Origin of the sequence: Klebsiella sp. P1927, assembly GCF_018204675.1 — a bacterium.
GTDB lineage: Bacteria > Pseudomonadota > Gammaproteobacteria > Enterobacterales > Enterobacteriaceae > Klebsiella > Klebsiella pneumoniae.
In genome coordinates this window covers 36451-54283 of record NZ_CP073379.1, presented here as the reverse complement: position 1 = coordinate 54283, position 17833 = coordinate 36451, and the positions used below count along the sequence as shown (strand labels likewise).

The following is a 17833-nucleotide window of genomic DNA, read 5'->3' as shown; positions in this document are numbered from 1 at the left end:
CAACTTGCACACCACAAAGGATATTCATCCAAAAGCAGTTATTCAAAGAAGTCAACGCCCTGGGTTGGATCTTCCGCTTGCCTCCACCAGACTTACATCATCACGAAGCAATGTCACCATCGCTTCATGATGTGCTGTTATCTGCTGATCGTCCCAGTTTGTATTTCGGGTGATTTCCGCCATTCTCTTGAGCTTGGGACTTTGAAGTTCAATTGTATCCTTGAAGTTTTCGGCCTTTGCTCTGGGGAGGCTATTGCTGAATTTTGAGTTCGCGCTGACGCTTACGAGCGCGAGGTTGCCAAGCAGGTTAAGGCTAGAACCTGAAACAACCGCGCCCGACTGTTCTTTGTCAGGATGCTGTGGATAGAAGTGCTCAATGGAAGTTCTGAACTGAAATTTGAAATCTCGTTTTGAGGAGTCACTCAACAGAAGATAGTCGAGATACGAAAAGACGATACGGCTGATACCAAACCCTTGTGGTTGCTGATCTTTCTCAAAGGAGAATGTCTCTTTAACCTTGCTGCGGGCATATCCCTTCAACAAATCGGCAAGATCCGCATGTTTCACGTCTCGAGGGGCTTTAACGGAGAGCCAGCGAAGAACTTTGGTAATCCAGTGCATCGTTCGCGGAGAAGTGTAGGTAATCCGAAGCATGGACTGAAGCAGCAATACATCTCGGGTATGTGGGTCAGCACTCCCGTCCTCCTCTAAGCTTCCATTGCTGGCCGAGAAAACATGGATGTACGTCGGGGTTGGCTTCTTGTCCCCGCCTCCTTTTTTCAGTCGCTGGAGAGACCAATCGCCATCGTCACCGATGTTTGCCGTGAATTGACGCTTCAAGATGAAGCCATCGAAGAGGTTGCGGCACTTGAGAAGCATAAATGCAAAACTACGCACCCAATCGGCTTTAGCATCGGGTACATTATTTACGGCGTCGTCAAATGACTTGATGAGGCGCTTGTCGTCAAGCAGGCCTTCGTCTTCGACCTCATCGCCTTTCATAATTCTTAGAACGTGTAGCAGAAAGGCCGGAAACTCAATAGTCGAACGAAACCGCTCGTTGCCCTCGTCTTCAGTGGAATTTGACTCGAGCTCTTTAGCGTATTTTGACAACGCCTCATCCAAGGACAACGATACCCCTTCGGAGGATTGCCTTGATGAATTGATGCCGGATTGCGGACGACTTTCCATTAGCGAAGAGAAGCTGGTCACCTCCAGCCAGGACCATTCATCACCAAATACTTTGTTTCGCAAACTTGTGTCACCACGGGTCAGAGACATCTGGACATAAGAATCCATGTCAGCACAGGAATCCCAAACCCACGCAAAGCATTCGCGTTCATATTGATTGGGCAGTTTGCTCATCAGGCGAGCCTTAACAATATCAACCTGCTTGAGTTGCTGCCCACGAGTGTTCATGATCTCGAAGTAGCGATTGAGGTCGGTATTGGGTGGCAGCGAGGCACGGACGACAGTCACCTTCGTTAGCAAGAAATCGGAGAATTTTTCGCGTGAGCGATTAAGGTTTTCATTTTGTTTGAAGAACTGATTGATGATGCTGTAGCCTTCATGAATGCCAGCATCTGCATTACTCGTGGAGCCCTGCGGTCGAACGTGCTCCTTAGCCGCCTCCTGTGCTACTCGCAGCAGGGCCTCAGTTGCCCGTGCGCGCGACTCATATTGCAAGTGGCCTGCATGGCCAACCGACGGCTTCTCACCCTCACCGTCTTGCTCCAGGAAGGTAAGAAGCAGATAGAGGGTTGTAAGTCGTTGTTGTCCATCTATGACCTCGAACTCATCCTCTCTACCCCGCTTGATTACAACAAGGTTCCCAAGAAAATAGTTGTCCTGGCCCCCTACCACCGAGTCTTGAATATCGCTAATAAGTTGCTCAATCTGTTCGGCCCGCCAAGCATAGTTCCGTTGATAAATAGGAATCAGATAATTGTCAGTGAATAACTTGCCTACTGTTAACAGTTCAGGTTTCAACTCCTTCTTGCTCATTGCAGCCCCTTGATAAAAGCAACGAGTTCCTTTTCGTGGTTATCGCTGTATGGCTTACTTGTTATTGGAAGTTTGCGGACAACACTTCCAGTCATCGCATTACGTAGCAAAACAAAAGGCGATTTATTTGCATCGTTTTTACCTCGCGCTCGGTTGTCAGCAGATACAAATTGCACACGAAGTAACTCGACCCGCAAGGCATATGCCCATGCGAATAACCTATTTCGCACTTCATCTACATCTTCATCGCCAAACTTGTTTGTATAGCAAAGCAGCGCGGCAATGAACAATTCGTACACGTAGCGGTAGCGACTTTGAGATGGGCCAAAGTTTTTGAAACCTCTGTCAATAACCTCTTGTTCCAGTATCTTCAATTCGTCAAGCATGAATGTCACCATCTCGAAAAATGAGCGTCCTGCGATTATCGGGGCATCAAGCTGAAAGCGGCTGCGCCCGGCGTTTCGTGCATCATGTGTAGAGGATACCGACCATGCACTTAGAAGTGGCATAGCGGCTTGTGCTGCAAGGTGATATCGCAGATTTGGCGAAAATGACCTGTGGGATCGTGATGAAATGCCCTTGAACATGCCGATGTCCCGAATAGTAAATTCGAGCGAGCTTTCGCCTCGTGACCACTTGGATATCCGGTATAAAAAAGTAGAAAAAAGCCTGTCCAGATCCTCATCGTTTACGGCTTCCCAAGCCTCAACGACAGCCACTTTCATAGCAGCGGACTCATCGTGCATTTCGCGCAGGTGGTGTGCTTTGAGCAAGTCGTGAGGGGCAAGCGGTTTGCCGCGATAGTTCTGGGAATCAAAGACACGAAATGCCTCATCAATATCGTCCGTCACAATACGCACCAACTGACATTTGTGACAGATAAAATCCAAAAACTCTTTTTTATCTTCCAACTGCGACAGGCGCCTTTGAAGCTCTATCCAAACTAGGGAGACAGGAGTGTCGCTGTTACCAGACATCGAAATTTGATGATTTATCGGATCTAAGGCCGCAAGAATCATTCGCAAAGTCAGCAGGCGCTGCTGCCCGTCGACTACATTGAGATACTCACCATCATCGTGAAGAATGATTGCACCCAAAACATAGGGAATATCTTTTCGTTCGGTATCTCGAAGAGCTTCGCTGATATCATCCACCAGTTGTAGAGCAGTCGATACATCCCAACTGTATGGGCGTTGATAGTTCGGTATCCGAAGGCCTTGCTTGAGTAGTTCATCCACGGTGACTGCACTAACACCGTTCTCTCCGTTAATCGCCATTCCTATGTCCCTTCATTGACGCTTTTCTATTTTCTCAGCGTATTTTCCGCAAACTTTATTCACCTATATGGATACTTCGATTCCGAGTGGCGGCTGTCTTGTTCACAATTTCTATCACGAGGTGCTCCTCTGGCGCATATTTAACGATCTGGGGCAAGGGTCGAGAGAGCGGTTCTGATCAAAGCGAGCATCGATGGCATCAGCACAGCGCTGCAATGCACCCGGTTGTCGATACCATGGCATTTGCTGATACGGTCACATGGTATTTGCTATATCTTCGATTCAGCGTCGGCCTTAAACCATAAAAAATGCCATTGATAATGCAGTCATATCATCAATGGCACTCACTAAATCAAATAAAACAATAGGCTAAATAATAGCCTCACTCCCACTCTATTATCAACTGCCTATATATCATATTAATTTACTTAGATTAAATATCAAATAAAATATCAATGCCATGACTAATGCCATATCTAAAAAATATGAACACAGGGTACATCTCCTGCTTATCTCACGCAGCCTAGAAACAGCATTACGATCCGATAAGCTGGCTCATAGCAAGACAGTACCCTCGGGTCGGGGTCTACTTCGCCGTGTAGTAGGGCGTTTCGCATAGCGTAGATCGTTTCAATCAATCCCGACAATAGCTCTTCAGGGGAGCACTGAAACTCCATCGCCCCGACTTGCAGGCGATCGGCTCCACCACGCAGTAGGTCGCGCCTCGGGCGCGGGTTGCAGCCGTCATAGAGCTGCCGCAGCGTCGTTTGCTGGGCTTTAGAGAGGTTCGCAGTAAAGTCTGCATGGCCATAGATCGTGTTCGGCTCATAATGCACCTGAACGTGCTGGAATTTCACGTTTCCATTGCGAACTGAGGTGACGGTGATCTGGATGTTTCCGCCCGCGATCTTCGGTGATGCTGCCAACTTACTGATTTAGTGTATGATGGTGTTTTTGAGGTGCTCCAGTGGCTTCTGTTTCTATCAGCTGTCCCTCCTGTTCAGCTACTGACGGGGTGGTGCGTAACGGCAAAAGCACCGCCGGACATCAGCGCTATCTCTGCTCTCACTGCCGTAAAACATGGCAACTGCAGTTCACTTACACCGCTTCTCAACCCGGTACGCACCAGAAAATCATTGATATGGCCATGAATGGTGTTGGATGCCGGGCAACCGCCCGCATTATGGGCGTTGGCCTCAACACGATTTTACGTCACTTAAAAAACTCAGGCCGCAGTCGGTAACCTCGCGCATACAGCCGGGCAGTGACGTCATCGTCTGCGCGGAAATGGACGAACAGTGGGGCTATGTCGGGGCTAAATCGCGCCAGCGCTGGCTGTTTTACGCGTATGACAGGCTCCGGAAGACGGTTTGCGCACGTATTCGGTGAACGCACTATGCCGACGCTGGGGCGTTTTATGAGCCTGCTGTCACCCTTTGACGTGGTGATATGGATGACGGATGGCTGGCCGCTGTATGAATCCCGCCTGAAGGGAAAGCTGCACGTAATCAGCAAGCGATATACGCAGCGAATTGAGCGGCATAACCTGAATCTGAGGCAGCACCTGGCACGGCTGGGACGGAAGTCGCTGTCGTTCTCAAAATCGGTGGAGCTGCATGACAAAGTCATCGGGCATTATCTGAACATAAAACACTATCAATAAGTTGGAGTCATTACCCTCAGAACCATTGTTAAAGCGGTACTGGGTAGATTTGAAGTCAATATCAGACCCCTCACTCTTATAACGCAGCATATTTAACAATTTGTCCATTTCAGTTCTCTTGCTTAGGTTTCATTAACATATTTTAAATAAGCCACTGTCTGAGTGATTGTGTCTGGTACGCAGAACAAACAGGACCTTCATTCAGTTGCTCCACTCAAACTGTGATTAGCTACTTCCGCTTTTTTCACAAAGCGGACGATATCCCGTTAAAGCGCTTGCATATACTGTAAAACAAAATTCAATACCCGGTAAAAGAAAGCTTGGCTTCCAGCCAGTAATATGAGGTCCTGTTTGCTTGTTGTACTGTCCCCTCATCCGTAGACAAATTTCATCCTCGCAGAGAGGCCTATTAGAAAGTCTTCGGGCTTAATCCATAGAGGAAGTTGTGGCGTCAGATATGATTGCAGGGCACTTCAATGTAATCAAATATATCCTGCCGGGCCATGGCCCGGGCTTGATATATTCACTTCCTTACACGCACTTATATGAGTAAACAAGAAACGATGCTGCCTTAGCATTATCCCAGCAATTGCTACTTTAGACATGCTTTAGCTCTAACATTGGAACAATACTACTCTTTTGTACCTTTGCCGATGTCGGCATGGTACTCACCTTCACAAATTCAATGACAGCCATATGGTAATTTTTTACTAATTTTTGGCGCGCCATTATGAAGTTAGTCGAGTGACCTGCCCCCAGGATTAGATACAACCGTCAGTTAGTAAGGTCGGTTTGTTTACCTTCACATTTTCCATTTCGCCACCGTGCTGCAAACTCTGATGGCGTCTGATAATTCAGTGCTGAATGTGGACGACACTCGTTATAATCCTGCCGCCAGTCATTAATGATTTTCCTTGCGTGAACGATATCGCTGAACCAGTGCTCATTCAGGCATTCATCGCGAAATCGTCCGTTAAAGCTCTCAATAAATCCGTTCTGCGTTGGCTTCCCGGCTGGATTAAGCGCAACTCAACACCATGCTCAAAGGCCCATTGATCCAGTGCACGGCAAGTGAACTCCGGCCCCTGGTCAGTTCTTATCGTCGCCGGATAGCCTCGAAACAGTGCAATGCTGTCCAGAATACGCGAGACCTGAACGCCTGAAATCCCAAAGGCAACAGTGACCGTCAGGCATTCCTTTGTGAAATCATCGACGCAGGTAAGACACTTGATCCTGCGACCGGTGGAAAGTGCGTCCATGACGAAATCCATCGACCAGGTCAGATTGGGCGCCGCCGGACGGAGCAGCGGCAGACGTTCTGTTGCCAGCACTTTACGACGTCTTCTGCGTTTTACGCCCAGGCCACTGAGGTGATAAAGCCGGTACACGCGCTTATGATTAACATGAAGCCCTTCACGGCGCAGCAACTGCCAAATACGACGGTAGCCAAAACGCCTGCGCTCCAGTGCCAGCTCAGTGATGCGCCCTGATAAATGCGCATCAGCAGCCGGACGGTGAGCCTCATAGCGGCAGGTCGACAGGGATAAACCTGTAAGCCTGCAGGCACGACGTTGCGACATACCGGTCGCATCACACATCAGCATCACGGCTTCCCGCTTCTGGTCTGTCGTCAGTACTTTCGCCCAAGAGCCACCTGAAGCGCCTCTTTATCCAGCATGGCTTCGGCAAGCAGCTTCTTGAGTCTGGCGTTCTCTTCCTCAAGCGACTTCAGGCGCTTAACTTCAGGCACCTCCATACCGCCATACTTCTTACGCCAGGTGTAAAACGTGGCATCGGAAATGGCATGCTTGCGGCAGAGTTCACGGGCGGGTACCCCAGCTTCGGCTTCGCGGAGAATACTGATGATCTGTTCGTCGGAAAAACGCTTCTTCATGGGGATGTCCTCATGTGGCTTATGAAGACATTACTAACATCGGGGTGTACTAATCAACGGGGAGCAGGTCACGAGCTATATATTGGCAATGTGAGAGTCAAGAGGCTGGATTTACATCATAAGTCTTTCAAGAAGCTACCCACATGTATATCCCCGTCACTGTGGATAAACAATCTATTGAGTCTTATTCATCTGCATAACCTGTGATAAGTAATGTCTCTGAAATCCCCAGATCATACAGTGTGACGAAATGCATGATGTGGCTATGCTGATGACGGAATGATGTTATTCACCCTGGGTTGTGAAAATAGCCTGGATTGGTTACTTGCCGGACGAAGGTCTGAACAGCGCGTAGCGGCAGCAATTGACCTTTAAAAACTGGAGGAGATTAAACCGAATACACTGCGAAATTTGACAAATTGTACTCAGTATACTCGGCTCTAATCCCGATCCATTACTATTCAATCGCCAGATATTTCAGTTCTGCTGCAAGATTATTCCGCTCTTCGTGATGCAATCATGTCAAAAATCAGTTCGTCATTGACATCAATGCAACCATGGTCCCAGGCTGATAACCTGACCAACGATGCAGGTGGGACCGTGGTCCCAGGCTGGAAACCTAAACAATGATGCAGGTGGGACCGTGGTCCCAGGCAGCTAAGCTGACCGACGACGCAGGTGGGACCGTGGTCCCAGAAAGATAACCTGACCGACGATGCAGGTGGGACCGTGGTCCCAGGCAGCTAAGCTGACCGACGATGCAGGTGGGACCGTGGTCCCAGAAAGATAACCTGACCGACGATGCAGGTGGGACCGTGGTCCCAGAAAGATAACCTGACCGACGACGCAGGTGGGACCGTGGTCCCAGGCAGCTAAGCTGACCGACGACGCAGGTGGGACCGTGGTCCCAGAAAGATAACCTGACCGACGATGCAGGTGGGACCGTGGTCTCAGAGAGAATATTTAGGCCAGTTATGTTTTCTGGCCTGTGAGAAAGGAAATGAAGTAAAGGGAGATAACCGTAGACTAAAGCGTGTCCGCATCAGACTCCTGGTTTCTCAAGCTCCTTAAGAATGGCTTCTATTTTCTCTATACACTCCACAGGAATGCGGGACCTATCCAGATTAAGCACCATTTTATCGCCCTTATACAATGCTGTTGCCCCTGGAGCAAACTGATGACGTGAGCTCAGATTAACCCTTGGAGAGGGAGATTGTTTCAGTACGGATGTTAAAAGACTAATGACCTCTTCAGCTTCAAAGATTAGTCCCGCTTTCTTCTGATCGTGGAGAGTCTCAGCCTGCTGCTTCAGTAATTCTTCTTTATCTGCAAAAGCCTTCTGAAGGGCTTCACCTGACCGGGCAGACAGTTCTCCAGGATGTGCAAACAGGGCAACAACGGATTTAGGCAGTTTGGCCGTATTAATACAGCGGGTAATGATCTTACGAGAGATGTTTTCCGCATCGGCAAGCGCAGAAATATTTCCTGCAAACTCATTCTGCAGCCGGCTTGTATAACGCAGGCCACGTTCATAAGCACTCGTCGGCCGATAATCGTTACCCAGTCGGGACAATGCAGCCATCTGCTCATCGTCCAGTTCACCAACCAGAACGCGATAATCACTTTCCGTCAGGATTGCGGCTTTACGGCGACGGCTGCCGTCTGCAATTTCTATGACATCAGAAACCCGGCGGCCGAAAGCTGGAGTCTGCTGACCGGTCAGTAAAAATGAAGGAATGAGATCATCCAGAGCATCTTCGGTAAGTAGTTCCTGATCGCGCTCATTGCCTGACCATACGCGTGAAGCGCTCTCAACAGAGTCTCCCCGGAGCACCTCAAGGGTAAATTTTACTTCCCGTCCACATACCGGAAGAGAGATAGCATTACCTCGGGCCATAGCACCCACGCGCGCAATTAATGAATCCACCATAGGTGCGGCTGGCGCCGGTGATGAAGTATCTTCAGTCGATTGAGTATGTGTGGTATGTCTTGGAATGACAGGAGCACGCTTCATTATCTAATCTCCCAGCGTGGTTTAATCAGACGATCAAAAATCTCATTGCAAACAGGTTCCCATATAGAGAGGGCATTACGCCAGGCGCCAGTTGAAGAACGTTGATCAATAGCCTGTTCAAAAACGGTTCTCATACGGATCTGACCTTTACCGACTTCATCCGTTTCGCGCACAACATTTTTAAGGACCATGCTTCCCCAGGCATCCCGAATTTGTTCTTCCATCCACGGGGACTGCGAGCCGTTATTATTACTGTATTTAGTAAGCAGAATACGGACATCTGGCTCAAAGCCTTTAAGATCCACGTTCTTAAGCAGGTCACGCAGCATATCGAAAAACTGCAGTGCGGAGGTGTAGTCGAAAAGCTCTGCCGGAGTAGGGACAATCAGTACATCAGCAGCGCATACAACATTTATCGTACCGATACCAAGGTTGGGTGCACTGTCGATAACTATCACATCATAATCATGAGCGATAGTTTCAATGGCCAGACGGAGCATCAGGTGCGGGTCAGCAGGTAATTTGCCTTCGTCAAATTTCCCCATCAGCTCGGTTTCAATGCGGTGCAGTGCCAGACAGGACGGGATGATATCAAGGCCAGGCCAGCAGGTGGGCTTTATAGCGTAGCTGGCGTCATCCTTTTCCCCAAGATAAAAGGGCAGGAGAGTGTCCTCAGCATGAATATGAAGATCGGGCACCCATCCGTGATACATAGAAGCAGTTCCCTGTGGGTCATTGCCTTCAACAAGCAGAACACGGAGTCCTTTCAGAGCAAGATCCTGAGCCAGGTGAACGGATACTGAGGTTTTGTAAACACCACCTTTGTGAGCAGCAACACCAATCACCGGCGGAAACGCATCTTCAGCACGGCGCAGTCGTGTACCAAATACATCCCGCATGTGATTGATTTGCTCGATGGTATAACCAACGCGTTGCTCAACTCTCCCACGGGTTTCCATATCAGGGTGCGGCAGCCGGCCAGCTTTCTCGGCATCCCTGATAGCCTGAGATGACACGCCAACTAAATCAGCTGCTTCACCAATCCTCCAGCGCCGGGTTATTTTCCGGGCTTCCGGACTGTCATCATTAAACTGCGCAATGGCGATTGCTTTCGTCATTTCATGACCAGCACTTATGCACTGGTTGAGTGTATCCATGAGTCCCATACTGAACATCCTTTAATCTTCACTTTGCATTATTTTATTAAATCTTGGAATTTATTGCAAAGCAACAATAAAAACGCAAAGTGCACGAAAAAGTGCAAAGTGAACCGCATTGGGTGATGCAAAGAACGCAGGGGATTACAAAAGAGTACATACCGCAGTCAATATTAATCACTGCCGCTCGCCGCAGTAAGCGATCTCACGGAGTGAGAAAGCGGCGAGGAAGCGGAAAATCACAGAATTCACAGATTGCACGTACGTCGGGTTGCTAAAGATGGCTCTGGATAAGCCAGTTATAATGAAATTGACTGCGGTATGTAATATATTGACTATGGTATGATGCTTACCGCATCTGTGTCGAGAAAGAGGAAAGACGACTCAGCATACCGCAGTCAATGTTTCATTGTTGTACCTGTAGATCTCAATCTTCCAGAGCGTATTCAGGAAAATCAGGCCAGGGTTCTGGATATCTGGTATGGCGCTTCCGGCCTTGTATCTGGGTTATTCATGGTCTCGATCCAATAATTGATCCCAAGGAGATCATAGTGAGATCCAAAAGAGATCCCCGGATCGCTCCAGCATGCGCTGTAACTGGCTTTAACGTCTGTCTGGATCGACTGCGGAATGTAAAATGTTGACTGTTATATGCATAATCTAATACTGTGATATGCAACGGTATTTACAGAGGTATGTATATCCGTTGACTGCGATACGTATTACTACATCCTTTTGTGGATAACCGTTGAGGATCAAGATGACGAGCGAAAATAACAGCTTACTTCTGAACCTTCAGGAAGTTGATAAGACAACCGGCGAAGTTGTTAAGCTGGATGTCAACAGCACCAGTACCGTGCAGCCAGTAGCGCTCATGAGACTCGGTCTCTTCGTCCCAACTCTGAAATCAACAGGGAAGAGCAAGGCGAACCGGAAAAACGTTACAGACGCGACTGAGGAGCTTGTACAGCTGTCCATTGCCAAAAGCGAAGGGTACACTGACGTTAAGATCACCGGTTCGCGTCTTGATATGGACACGGATTTTAAAGTCTGGCTGGGGATAATTCGCTCCATGTCGGAGTATGGGGTAAAAAGTGACACCCTGGAACTGTCGTTCGTCGAATTCGTTAAGATGTGCGGATTTGACTCCCGTCGTTCAAACAAAAAAATGCGCGATCGCATCAGTAATTCCCTGTTTAAACTCGCCTCGGTTACGTTGAAGTTCCAGAGCGAGACCAAAGGATGGACCACCCATCTGGTGCAGTCAGCCTATTATGACATCAACGAGGATATCGTTGAGATCAAGGCTGAACCTAAGCTGTTTGAGCTTTACCACATGGACAGAAGGGTACTGCTGCGGCTGAAAGCCATTGACGCCCTGCAGCGCAAGGAATCAGCCCAGGCGCTTTATACCTACATCGAAAGTCTTCCCCAGAATCCTGCACCTATTTCCATGAAACGGATGCGTGAGCGGCTGAATCTCACCTCAAATGTCTATACGCAGAACCACACGGTGCGTAAGGCGATGGAGCAGCTGCGGGATATTGGTTATCTGGATTACACCGAGTTTAAACGTGGCCGAGCCACCTATTTCAGCGTGCATTATCGCAACCCCAAACTCATCAGTGGCCCTGTGAAGGTTCCGCGCAATGAGGAAGAAGAGAAGGCGCCAGAGCAAAATTATGACGAAGTCATTAAGGCGCTGAAGGCTGCGGGCATCGATCCTCTTAAACTGGCTGAAGCCCTCTCAGCGATGAAGCCAGAAAATTGACTGCGATATGCATATCATGACTGCCGTATGCCGCTAAGGACATTCCATTGACTGTGATATGCATCACGCATACCGCAGTCAATATTTATTCTCTATCATGTCTGCCCGGATCGAACAATATTGACTGTAATATGTGATTTCGGGTCTTGATACGCAGATATTGACTACGGCATGCGGGTTTAACGGGGGTATTCCCTGGTCTGTTCACTATTTCATGGGTGATAACATGCCACAGTCAATTTTTCAGTAAAGCTCTATACCCCTTACGAAGATCTCAATCGGATGCTGAGACGGTCATGTTACCTGATGGTATCCGTTCCCCTGTGTACTGCAGATTTAGCCCGGCAGGATGAGACTGCAGCTGTTTGTATAACCCGGCGCCAGCTTCACGCTGCTAAATGCGATCAGGAAACGGGAGCCGGATGGCAGAAAAATGTGGGCCACAGATGGTCAATGACTGTCGCAGTTAACGGGATGATTCGCTGAGCTTTCAGGAAATAACGCACCGTGGGATGCACGGCCAGAATGCCTGCATTGTGCCCTGTCTTGTCTGCGGTATGTTGATGCCTGCAGGATTGCAGGTCACCGGGTAAGACCACGGCGGTTCAGTCATCAGCATGATGGACTGGTGTGCTGGAGCAGGGAGGGGGCTGAATGCGCTCTGCTCCTGTATTCCGTATTAGCGGAATACAGGACGTCATGCCAGGCGTGCCAATCTCAGCCGGCCGGGGGCAGGGAGCGAAGGATCTCCGCGGCATCGCGACCGTCACCGGTAAAGGGAACGGCCAGGGTGGCAGCCATGTCCAGCGCAAATACCCGGGTATAGACTTCCATCGAGCGCGGATCCTTATGCCCGGCCAGTGCCTGGATGACCTTCCTGGGCTGCCGGTGATAAAGCATGTGCATAATATAGCTGTGACGGAAAGTATGCGGCGTCACGGGGATCGAAAAATGCACGCCGTCAGCTTCAGCCCGCTTCACCGCATGTTTCAGCCAGTTGCGCATTGTCTCATCCGTGACCGGCCATAACGGCTCACGCCGGCGGGGGCGGGTGGTGACCATCCAGCTTTCCATCTGACGCACAAAACTGGCATCCGTCAGCGGCACCAGTCGCACTTCATCTTTTGGTGGCCGCCCGCGCCGCGCGCGCACTTTCTCCGACAGCACCCTAACAAACGGGCGCAGACCATCCAGGTCGAACGATTCCGGGGTGAGCGTCCGGGCTTCACCGATACGGATCCCGGTATTCCACATGGTGGCGAACAACATGTGGTGACGCTGGTCAGGCATATACCAGAGGAGGGCGCTCACTTCCGGCGCCAGGAGGTAAGCCGGCGTGGCACCTGTTGAGGTGGCCATCCGCCGGAGTGCCACCGCGGTCGCAAAATCAACGCCCGGGGCGATCGGCAGCAGGGAGACGCGTTCTGGTGAATTCTGCAGGGGAATGATGCTGTTCATGAGTTATTTTTCACGTAGCGCACGCACTGTTTATGGATACAGGTATTTTGCACCTGACGGGCCGATCCTGCCATGACAATAAATCGCAGCGCGCGGATCCTTTTGTTGTCTTATCCCGCATTATTGCGGGTAAAACCAAATACGTAAAGGATCCTTTTTCTGCTCAGATCCTCCATGAAGCCAGTAATGACGCGGGTTGATGGCTGTTTTACGGTTTTTGGGAGAATTGGAGTAATGCCAGGATGTACATGTTAGGCAGGAAACAGAAGAGAAGAGAGCGCTACGCGATTTCCGGCCTGGTACACCCCTGTAACCTTGCGGGATTTCGCGTAACGCTTTCATAAGTTTACAACAGAAGAGAAAAGATAATTGCTGAAAAATGAAGTCCGTAAGTTAAATAAAAAATCATGATCCGTCCGGCACTATGTACTTAGCTGTCGTTTAGGTCTTAGGTGTTTTTGCTAAATTACGATGGTATCCCTTGTAAGAGTAATCTGGCTTGTCCTGCACATCTTCAGGTGACAATTCAGTGCAATTTCAGGGATTAATCCTTTTGTCGTCTGCAGAATCTCTCTATAAACGGGCTGTTTGTTGGTTCGCCAGAAGGAAAAAATTTAGCGTCGCGCAGATTCAGGCTGTGTTGAACTTTTCTGTTCTGTATCAACAGTTCCTGTCTTAAGCTGATACAATATACCCTCAGTAGAAAATATTGGATAAGGAAACTATGTACCTTCCTGGACAATTTTCTTGAACCTTTCATGCCGTCTCGTCTTGTTCAGATTCAGAACTGCCATACGTTTCTTCAGCCACTGGTTTTCATAAGAAACCATGAAGATCAAGCATTAATGTCTTTACATTTATTTGAACAGATGCGCTTTAATTGTGCCACAAAAAATAAGTCATTGTAAGTTATGGCGATTTTTAATATACAAATCATTATGCATTCTGAATACATGGAAGTGTATAATGAGCGCTTCAGGTCACAGATGATTAGATGTAACAGTTCACTATTCATCATGATTTATTGGAAACTTGTTAAGTTTTATATGATTATGAGATATTGGGATTATTGAGTTCCAGGACAATTCTGATAAGATAGCGATAACCAACACTACCCTGCAATAACCACTCAAGATGAAAATTATGACAAACCATAAAGAAGAGAACAGGTTATTATCATTATATTCTATGGGGATCCTTGATACAAAATATGAAGAACGATTTGACAGATTGACGAGGATTGCCACCAAACTCTTTGATGTACCAATAGCACTTGTTTCATTAATTGATAGAGACAGGCAATGGTTTAAGTCATGTTATGGGCTGAAGATAAAAGAGACAGATAGAAGTGATTCATTTTGTACAATAGCAGTAGATCTTAGTGAACCATTAATAGTGCCCGATGCAAGCCTTGATCCAAGATTCAAAGAAAATAAATTAGTTAAAAATGATCCTTATATCCGGTTTTATGCAGGGCATCCCGTAAGACTGCCAGATGGTGAGATAGCTGGAACAATATGTATTATTGATACAGAACCAAGAGTATTAACCAGAGATGACTTCTTATTGCTTAAAGATTTAGCAGAAATCGTAGAGGATGAGTTTAGAATAATAAACGAAGCAACTACTGATCCTTTGACAGGTATATGTAACCGGCGTTCTTTCGCCCTAATGACGGATGAATCGTTAAGAAAAGCCAAAAAAAAGAAAAAAACATTCTGTGTTCTGATCATAGATCTCGATAATTTTAAACCAATCAATGATAACTTCGGTCATTCAGAAGGTAATGAAGTACTTTGCAATTTTGCAGATATGCTGGAAGATCTTAGTAGTTCAAAAAGCGTTGTTGCAAGATTAGGAGGTGATGAATTTGGTGTTCTATTACCCGAGTCAACCTATAAAGAAGCAGAAGAATTCCTTCATAAATTGAGGGCCGGGATTACCAGCTACAATCTTAATTCTCAAAAAAAATACAACATAGATTTTTCTGCAGGGATTATTGAATATGATGAGGAAATTCATACTGAATGCTCTGCTATCATGCAGGATGCAGACGAAAGAATGTATGAAATTAAAAAGGGAAAACGATAGTATATGAAAAAATAGGACATACAGCCCTATTTTTTTTGGCCCCTCAAAAAATCAATCAGTTGATCACCTGACAAAGGCTTCGAATAATAATAACCTTGAAATTCATCGCAATTCATATTTTTTAGCAATTCAAACTGTTCATTATTTTCCACACCTTCTGCGACTATACCTAAACTGAAAGCTTTTCCAAGAGACACTATGCTTCTTACAATAGATAAGTCCCGTGCAACGTGGGCAATACCACTAATGAATGTTCTGTCTAACTTAATCGCATCAAATGGAAATTCTCTTAGATAGTTGAGAGAGGAATATCCAGTCCCAAAATGGCTTTGTTGAATAAATCGAACTTTTGCTGAGTTGAAGGATCAGATCACGTATCTTCCCGACAACGCAGACCGTTCCGTGGCAAAGCAAAAGTTCAAAATCACCAACTGGCCCACCTACAATAAAGCCCTCATCAACCGTGGCTCCATAACTTTCTGGCTGGATGATGAAGCTATTCAGGCCTGGTATGAGTCAGCAACACCTTCTTCACGAGGCAGACCTCAGCGCTATTCTGACCTTGCCATCACGACTGTGCTGGTCATTAAACGCGTATTCAGGCTGACCCTGCGCGCTGCGCAGGGCTTTATTGATTCCATTTTTTCTCTGATGAACGTTCCGCTACGCTGCCCGGATTACAGCTGTGTCAGCAGGCAGGCAAAGTCGGTTAATGTCAGTTTCAAAACGCCCACCCGGGGTGAAATCGCACACCTGGTAATTGATTCCACCGGGCTGAAGGTCTTCGGTGAAGGCGAGTGGAAAGTCAAAAAGCATGGCCAGGAACGCCGCCGTATCTGGCGTAAGCTGCATCTCGCCGTTGACAGTAAAACACATGAAATCATCTGCGCTGACCTGTCGCTGAACAATGTGACGGACTCAGAAGCCTTCCCGGGTCTTATCCGGCAGACTCACAGAAAAATCAGGGCAGCATCGGCAGACGGCGCTTACGACACCCGGCTCTGTCACGATGAACTGCGGCGTAAGAAAATCAGCGCGCTTATCCCACCCCGAAAAGGTGCGGGTTACTGGCCCGGTGAATATGCAGACCGTAACCGTGCAGTGGCTAATCAGCAAATGACCGGGAGTAATGCGCGGTGGAAATGGACAACAGATTACAACCGTCGCTCGATAGCGGAAACGGCGATGTACCGGGTAAAACAGCTGTTCGGGGGTTCACTGACGCTGCGTGACTACGATGGTCAGGTTGCGGAGGCTATGGCCCTGGTACGAGCGCTGAACAAAATGACGAAAGCAGGTATGCCTGAAAGCGTGCGTATTGCCTGAAAACACAACCCGCTACGGGGGAGACTTACCCGAAATCTGATTTATTCAACAAAGCCTATAAAAGAAATAAAGAAAAAGATGAAACTGGCTAGCACATATGAGTTGTATCAATTCGCGTATATGTTAAAATCACTCACGGACTCGACCTAATCTCCTTTTTTAATTGTTAACACAGGTATTTTTATGTTATTGTATGTTGTTTTGTCTATTTCGCTGGTTTTATTATATGGGATGATAATAAAATATAAAGTGAAGTCAAGGAAATCACAGGGTACTGTAAAAAAGCCTATGGCAATCAGAAATAATAGAAATCTAAAGTAGATTCAAAGAGAATAGCTTTCGGGTATAAATGTAGTTATTCCGTCTTCAGTAAGTTAATGATAAATGCTTTACTCTACCTGATGTTATACAGGACGAGTTTTTCTCACTTTTATCTAATGTGTATATTGTTTTTTCTTTATATCTAAAACTGAAGTCATTGATTCCAGACAGGGCGCGATGACGGTAGTTATCCCGCCTTGTCATCGCACAAGAATACTGAAACTCTACGGCCAATCCGACTGACCAGAATAATCAGAATTATTATTGCACAACAAATTTCATTTTCCTCACGTCAGTGATTCCGGCGGGCGTTAAGTAAAAACGGAGATGTTCTGCCAAATAATTTATGATTTAATGTAGCTCTATATTATTTTTCCCGGAAATTAGTTGCAACAGATATATTCTGTCTTTCTCAATGAGAGCTGGAAATGTATCGCCAGCAGCTGCCAGCAGAGACCATACTTCCAGGATAGCATAGGCCTTTGTATATTCAAGTGCGAAACCTAACCCTTCCAGAGAACCTGCTCTGCGAATATGTTCACATATTGCATTTTCACATACCCGTGTTAAGGCTTCATAACTGAGCGAAAAATCATATTTTTTATCCATCTTAAGCTATCTTCACCCAAATGCAGATATCCGGTTACACGTTGCAATGCGTAACATTATCAATAATAACCCGATTATAACATGAATTTTCGTTTTGTAATGCCGATGTCACACAACATTTTACTCTGTTTTTTTCAAAAAAGAGTGTCTTTATTTTGGTGTACACCTTAGTGTGCGATCGCCCAGCAAGAAATGAATATTCGTTCTATACTAGTGGGTAAAAAACCGCATTACATGCATCGCTTAAA

10 protein-coding genes and 2 pseudogenes are annotated in these 17833 nt (G+C 47.2%); 4 read left to right on the top strand and 8 right to left on the bottom strand.

Annotated elements, in window-relative coordinates:
• Positions 1-51: 51 nt before the first annotated feature.
• Both KB892_RS29010 and KB892_RS29005 read right to left on the bottom strand, forming a co-directional pair.
• Positions 52-2004 (bottom strand): DUF262 domain-containing protein, encoded by a 1953-nt coding sequence (locus KB892_RS29010; protein WP_000037308.1) that lies wholly within the window; start codon positions 2002-2004, stop codon positions 52-54.
• Positions 2001-3281: a DUF262 domain-containing protein gene (locus tag KB892_RS29005; protein WP_004182042.1), complete on the bottom strand. Its 1281-nt coding sequence runs from the start codon at positions 3279-3281 to the stop codon at positions 2001-2003. The genes KB892_RS29010 and KB892_RS29005 overlap by 4 nt, the downstream gene beginning before the upstream one ends.
• A 967-nt stretch (positions 3282-4248) precedes the next feature.
• On the opposite strand from KB892_RS29005, the pseudogene KB892_RS29000 reads away from it, so the two are divergent.
• Positions 4249-4944 (top strand): annotated as a pseudogene (locus KB892_RS29000) (IS1 family transposase).
• A 774-nt stretch (positions 4945-5718) separates the two neighbouring features.
• Here KB892_RS29000 and KB892_RS28995 read toward each other — a convergent pair.
• From KB892_RS28995 to sopA, 3 genes and pseudogenes are all read right to left on the bottom strand, one after another.
• Positions 5719-6838: pseudogene (locus tag KB892_RS28995) on the bottom strand (IS3 family transposase).
• A gap of 1042 nt (positions 6839-7880) precedes the next feature.
• A complete protein-coding gene (locus KB892_RS28990; protein WP_004182039.1) occupies positions 7881-8852 on the bottom strand; it encodes a ParB/RepB/Spo0J family plasmid partition protein in 972 nt (323 codons plus the stop codon).
• A complete protein-coding gene (sopA, locus tag KB892_RS28985; protein ID WP_004182032.1) occupies positions 8852-10018 on the bottom strand; it encodes a plasmid-partitioning protein SopA in 1167 nt (388 codons plus the stop codon). The genes KB892_RS28990 and sopA overlap by 1 nt, the downstream gene beginning before the upstream one ends.
• A gap of 751 nt (positions 10019-10769) precedes the next feature.
• Between sopA and KB892_RS28980 the strand changes: the two genes are divergently transcribed.
• On the top strand, positions 10770-11780 hold the full coding sequence (locus tag KB892_RS28980) for a RepB family plasmid replication initiator protein (RefSeq protein WP_004182030.1): 1011 nt from the start codon (positions 10770-10772) through the stop codon (positions 11778-11780).
• A 717-nt stretch (positions 11781-12497) separates the two neighbouring features.
• Here the strand turns inward: KB892_RS28980 and KB892_RS28975 are convergent.
• Positions 12498-13238 (bottom strand): tyrosine-type recombinase/integrase, encoded by a 741-nt coding sequence (locus KB892_RS28975; protein ID WP_020324066.1) that lies wholly within the window; start codon positions 13236-13238, stop codon positions 12498-12500.
• A gap of 1143 nt (positions 13239-14381) precedes the next feature.
• On the opposite strand from KB892_RS28975, the gene KB892_RS28970 reads away from it, so the two are divergent.
• Positions 14382-15329: a sensor domain-containing diguanylate cyclase gene (locus tag KB892_RS28970; RefSeq protein WP_004182028.1), complete on the top strand. Its 948-nt coding sequence runs from the start codon at positions 14382-14384 to the stop codon at positions 15327-15329.
• Between the two features lie 26 nt (positions 15330-15355).
• On the opposite strand, the gene KB892_RS28965 is transcribed toward KB892_RS28970, so the two are convergent.
• Complete coding sequence (locus KB892_RS28965) at positions 15356-15598, bottom strand: EAL domain-containing protein (RefSeq protein ID WP_074428705.1); 243 nt, start codon at positions 15596-15598, stop codon at positions 15356-15358.
• 88 nt (positions 15599-15686) lie between these two features.
• On the opposite strand from KB892_RS28965, the gene KB892_RS28960 reads away from it, so the two are divergent.
• Positions 15687-16655: an IS5-like element IS903B family transposase gene (locus tag KB892_RS28960; protein WP_068814619.1), complete on the top strand. Its 969-nt coding sequence runs from the start codon at positions 15687-15689 to the stop codon at positions 16653-16655.
• 672 nt (positions 16656-17327) lie between these two features.
• On the opposite strand, the gene KB892_RS28955 is transcribed toward KB892_RS28960, so the two are convergent.
• Complete coding sequence (locus tag KB892_RS28955) at positions 17328-17585, bottom strand: hypothetical protein (RefSeq protein WP_004197688.1); 258 nt, start codon at positions 17583-17585, stop codon at positions 17328-17330.
• Positions 17586-17833 lie beyond the last annotated feature (248 nt).

What these genes read in the sequence shown, in the direction of transcription:
- KB892_RS29010 (WP_000037308.1), bottom strand. Translation starts at nt 2,004, where the DNA reads ATGAGCAAGAAGGAGTTGAAACCTGAACTGTTAACAGTAGGCAAGTTA.
- KB892_RS29005 (WP_004182042.1), bottom strand. Translation starts at nt 3,281, where the DNA reads ATGGCGATTAACGGAGAGAACGGTGTTAGTGCAGTCACCGTGGATGAA.
- KB892_RS28990 (WP_004182039.1), bottom strand. Translation starts at nt 8,852, where the DNA reads ATGAAGCGTGCTCCTGTCATTCCAAGACATACCACACATACTCAATCG.
- sopA (WP_004182032.1), bottom strand. Translation starts at nt 10,018, where the DNA reads ATGGGACTCATGGATACACTCAACCAGTGCATAAGTGCTGGTCATGAA.
- KB892_RS28980 (WP_004182030.1), top strand. Translation starts at nt 10,770, where the DNA reads ATGACGAGCGAAAATAACAGCTTACTTCTGAACCTTCAGGAAGTTGAT.
- KB892_RS28975 (WP_020324066.1), bottom strand. Translation starts at nt 13,238, where the DNA reads ATGAACAGCATCATTCCCCTGCAGAATTCACCAGAACGCGTCTCCCTG.
- KB892_RS28970 (WP_004182028.1), top strand. Translation starts at nt 14,382, where the DNA reads ATGACAAACCATAAAGAAGAGAACAGGTTATTATCATTATATTCTATG.
- KB892_RS28955 (WP_004197688.1), bottom strand. Translation starts at nt 17,585, where the DNA reads ATGGATAAAAAATATGATTTTTCGCTCAGTTATGAAGCCTTAACACGG.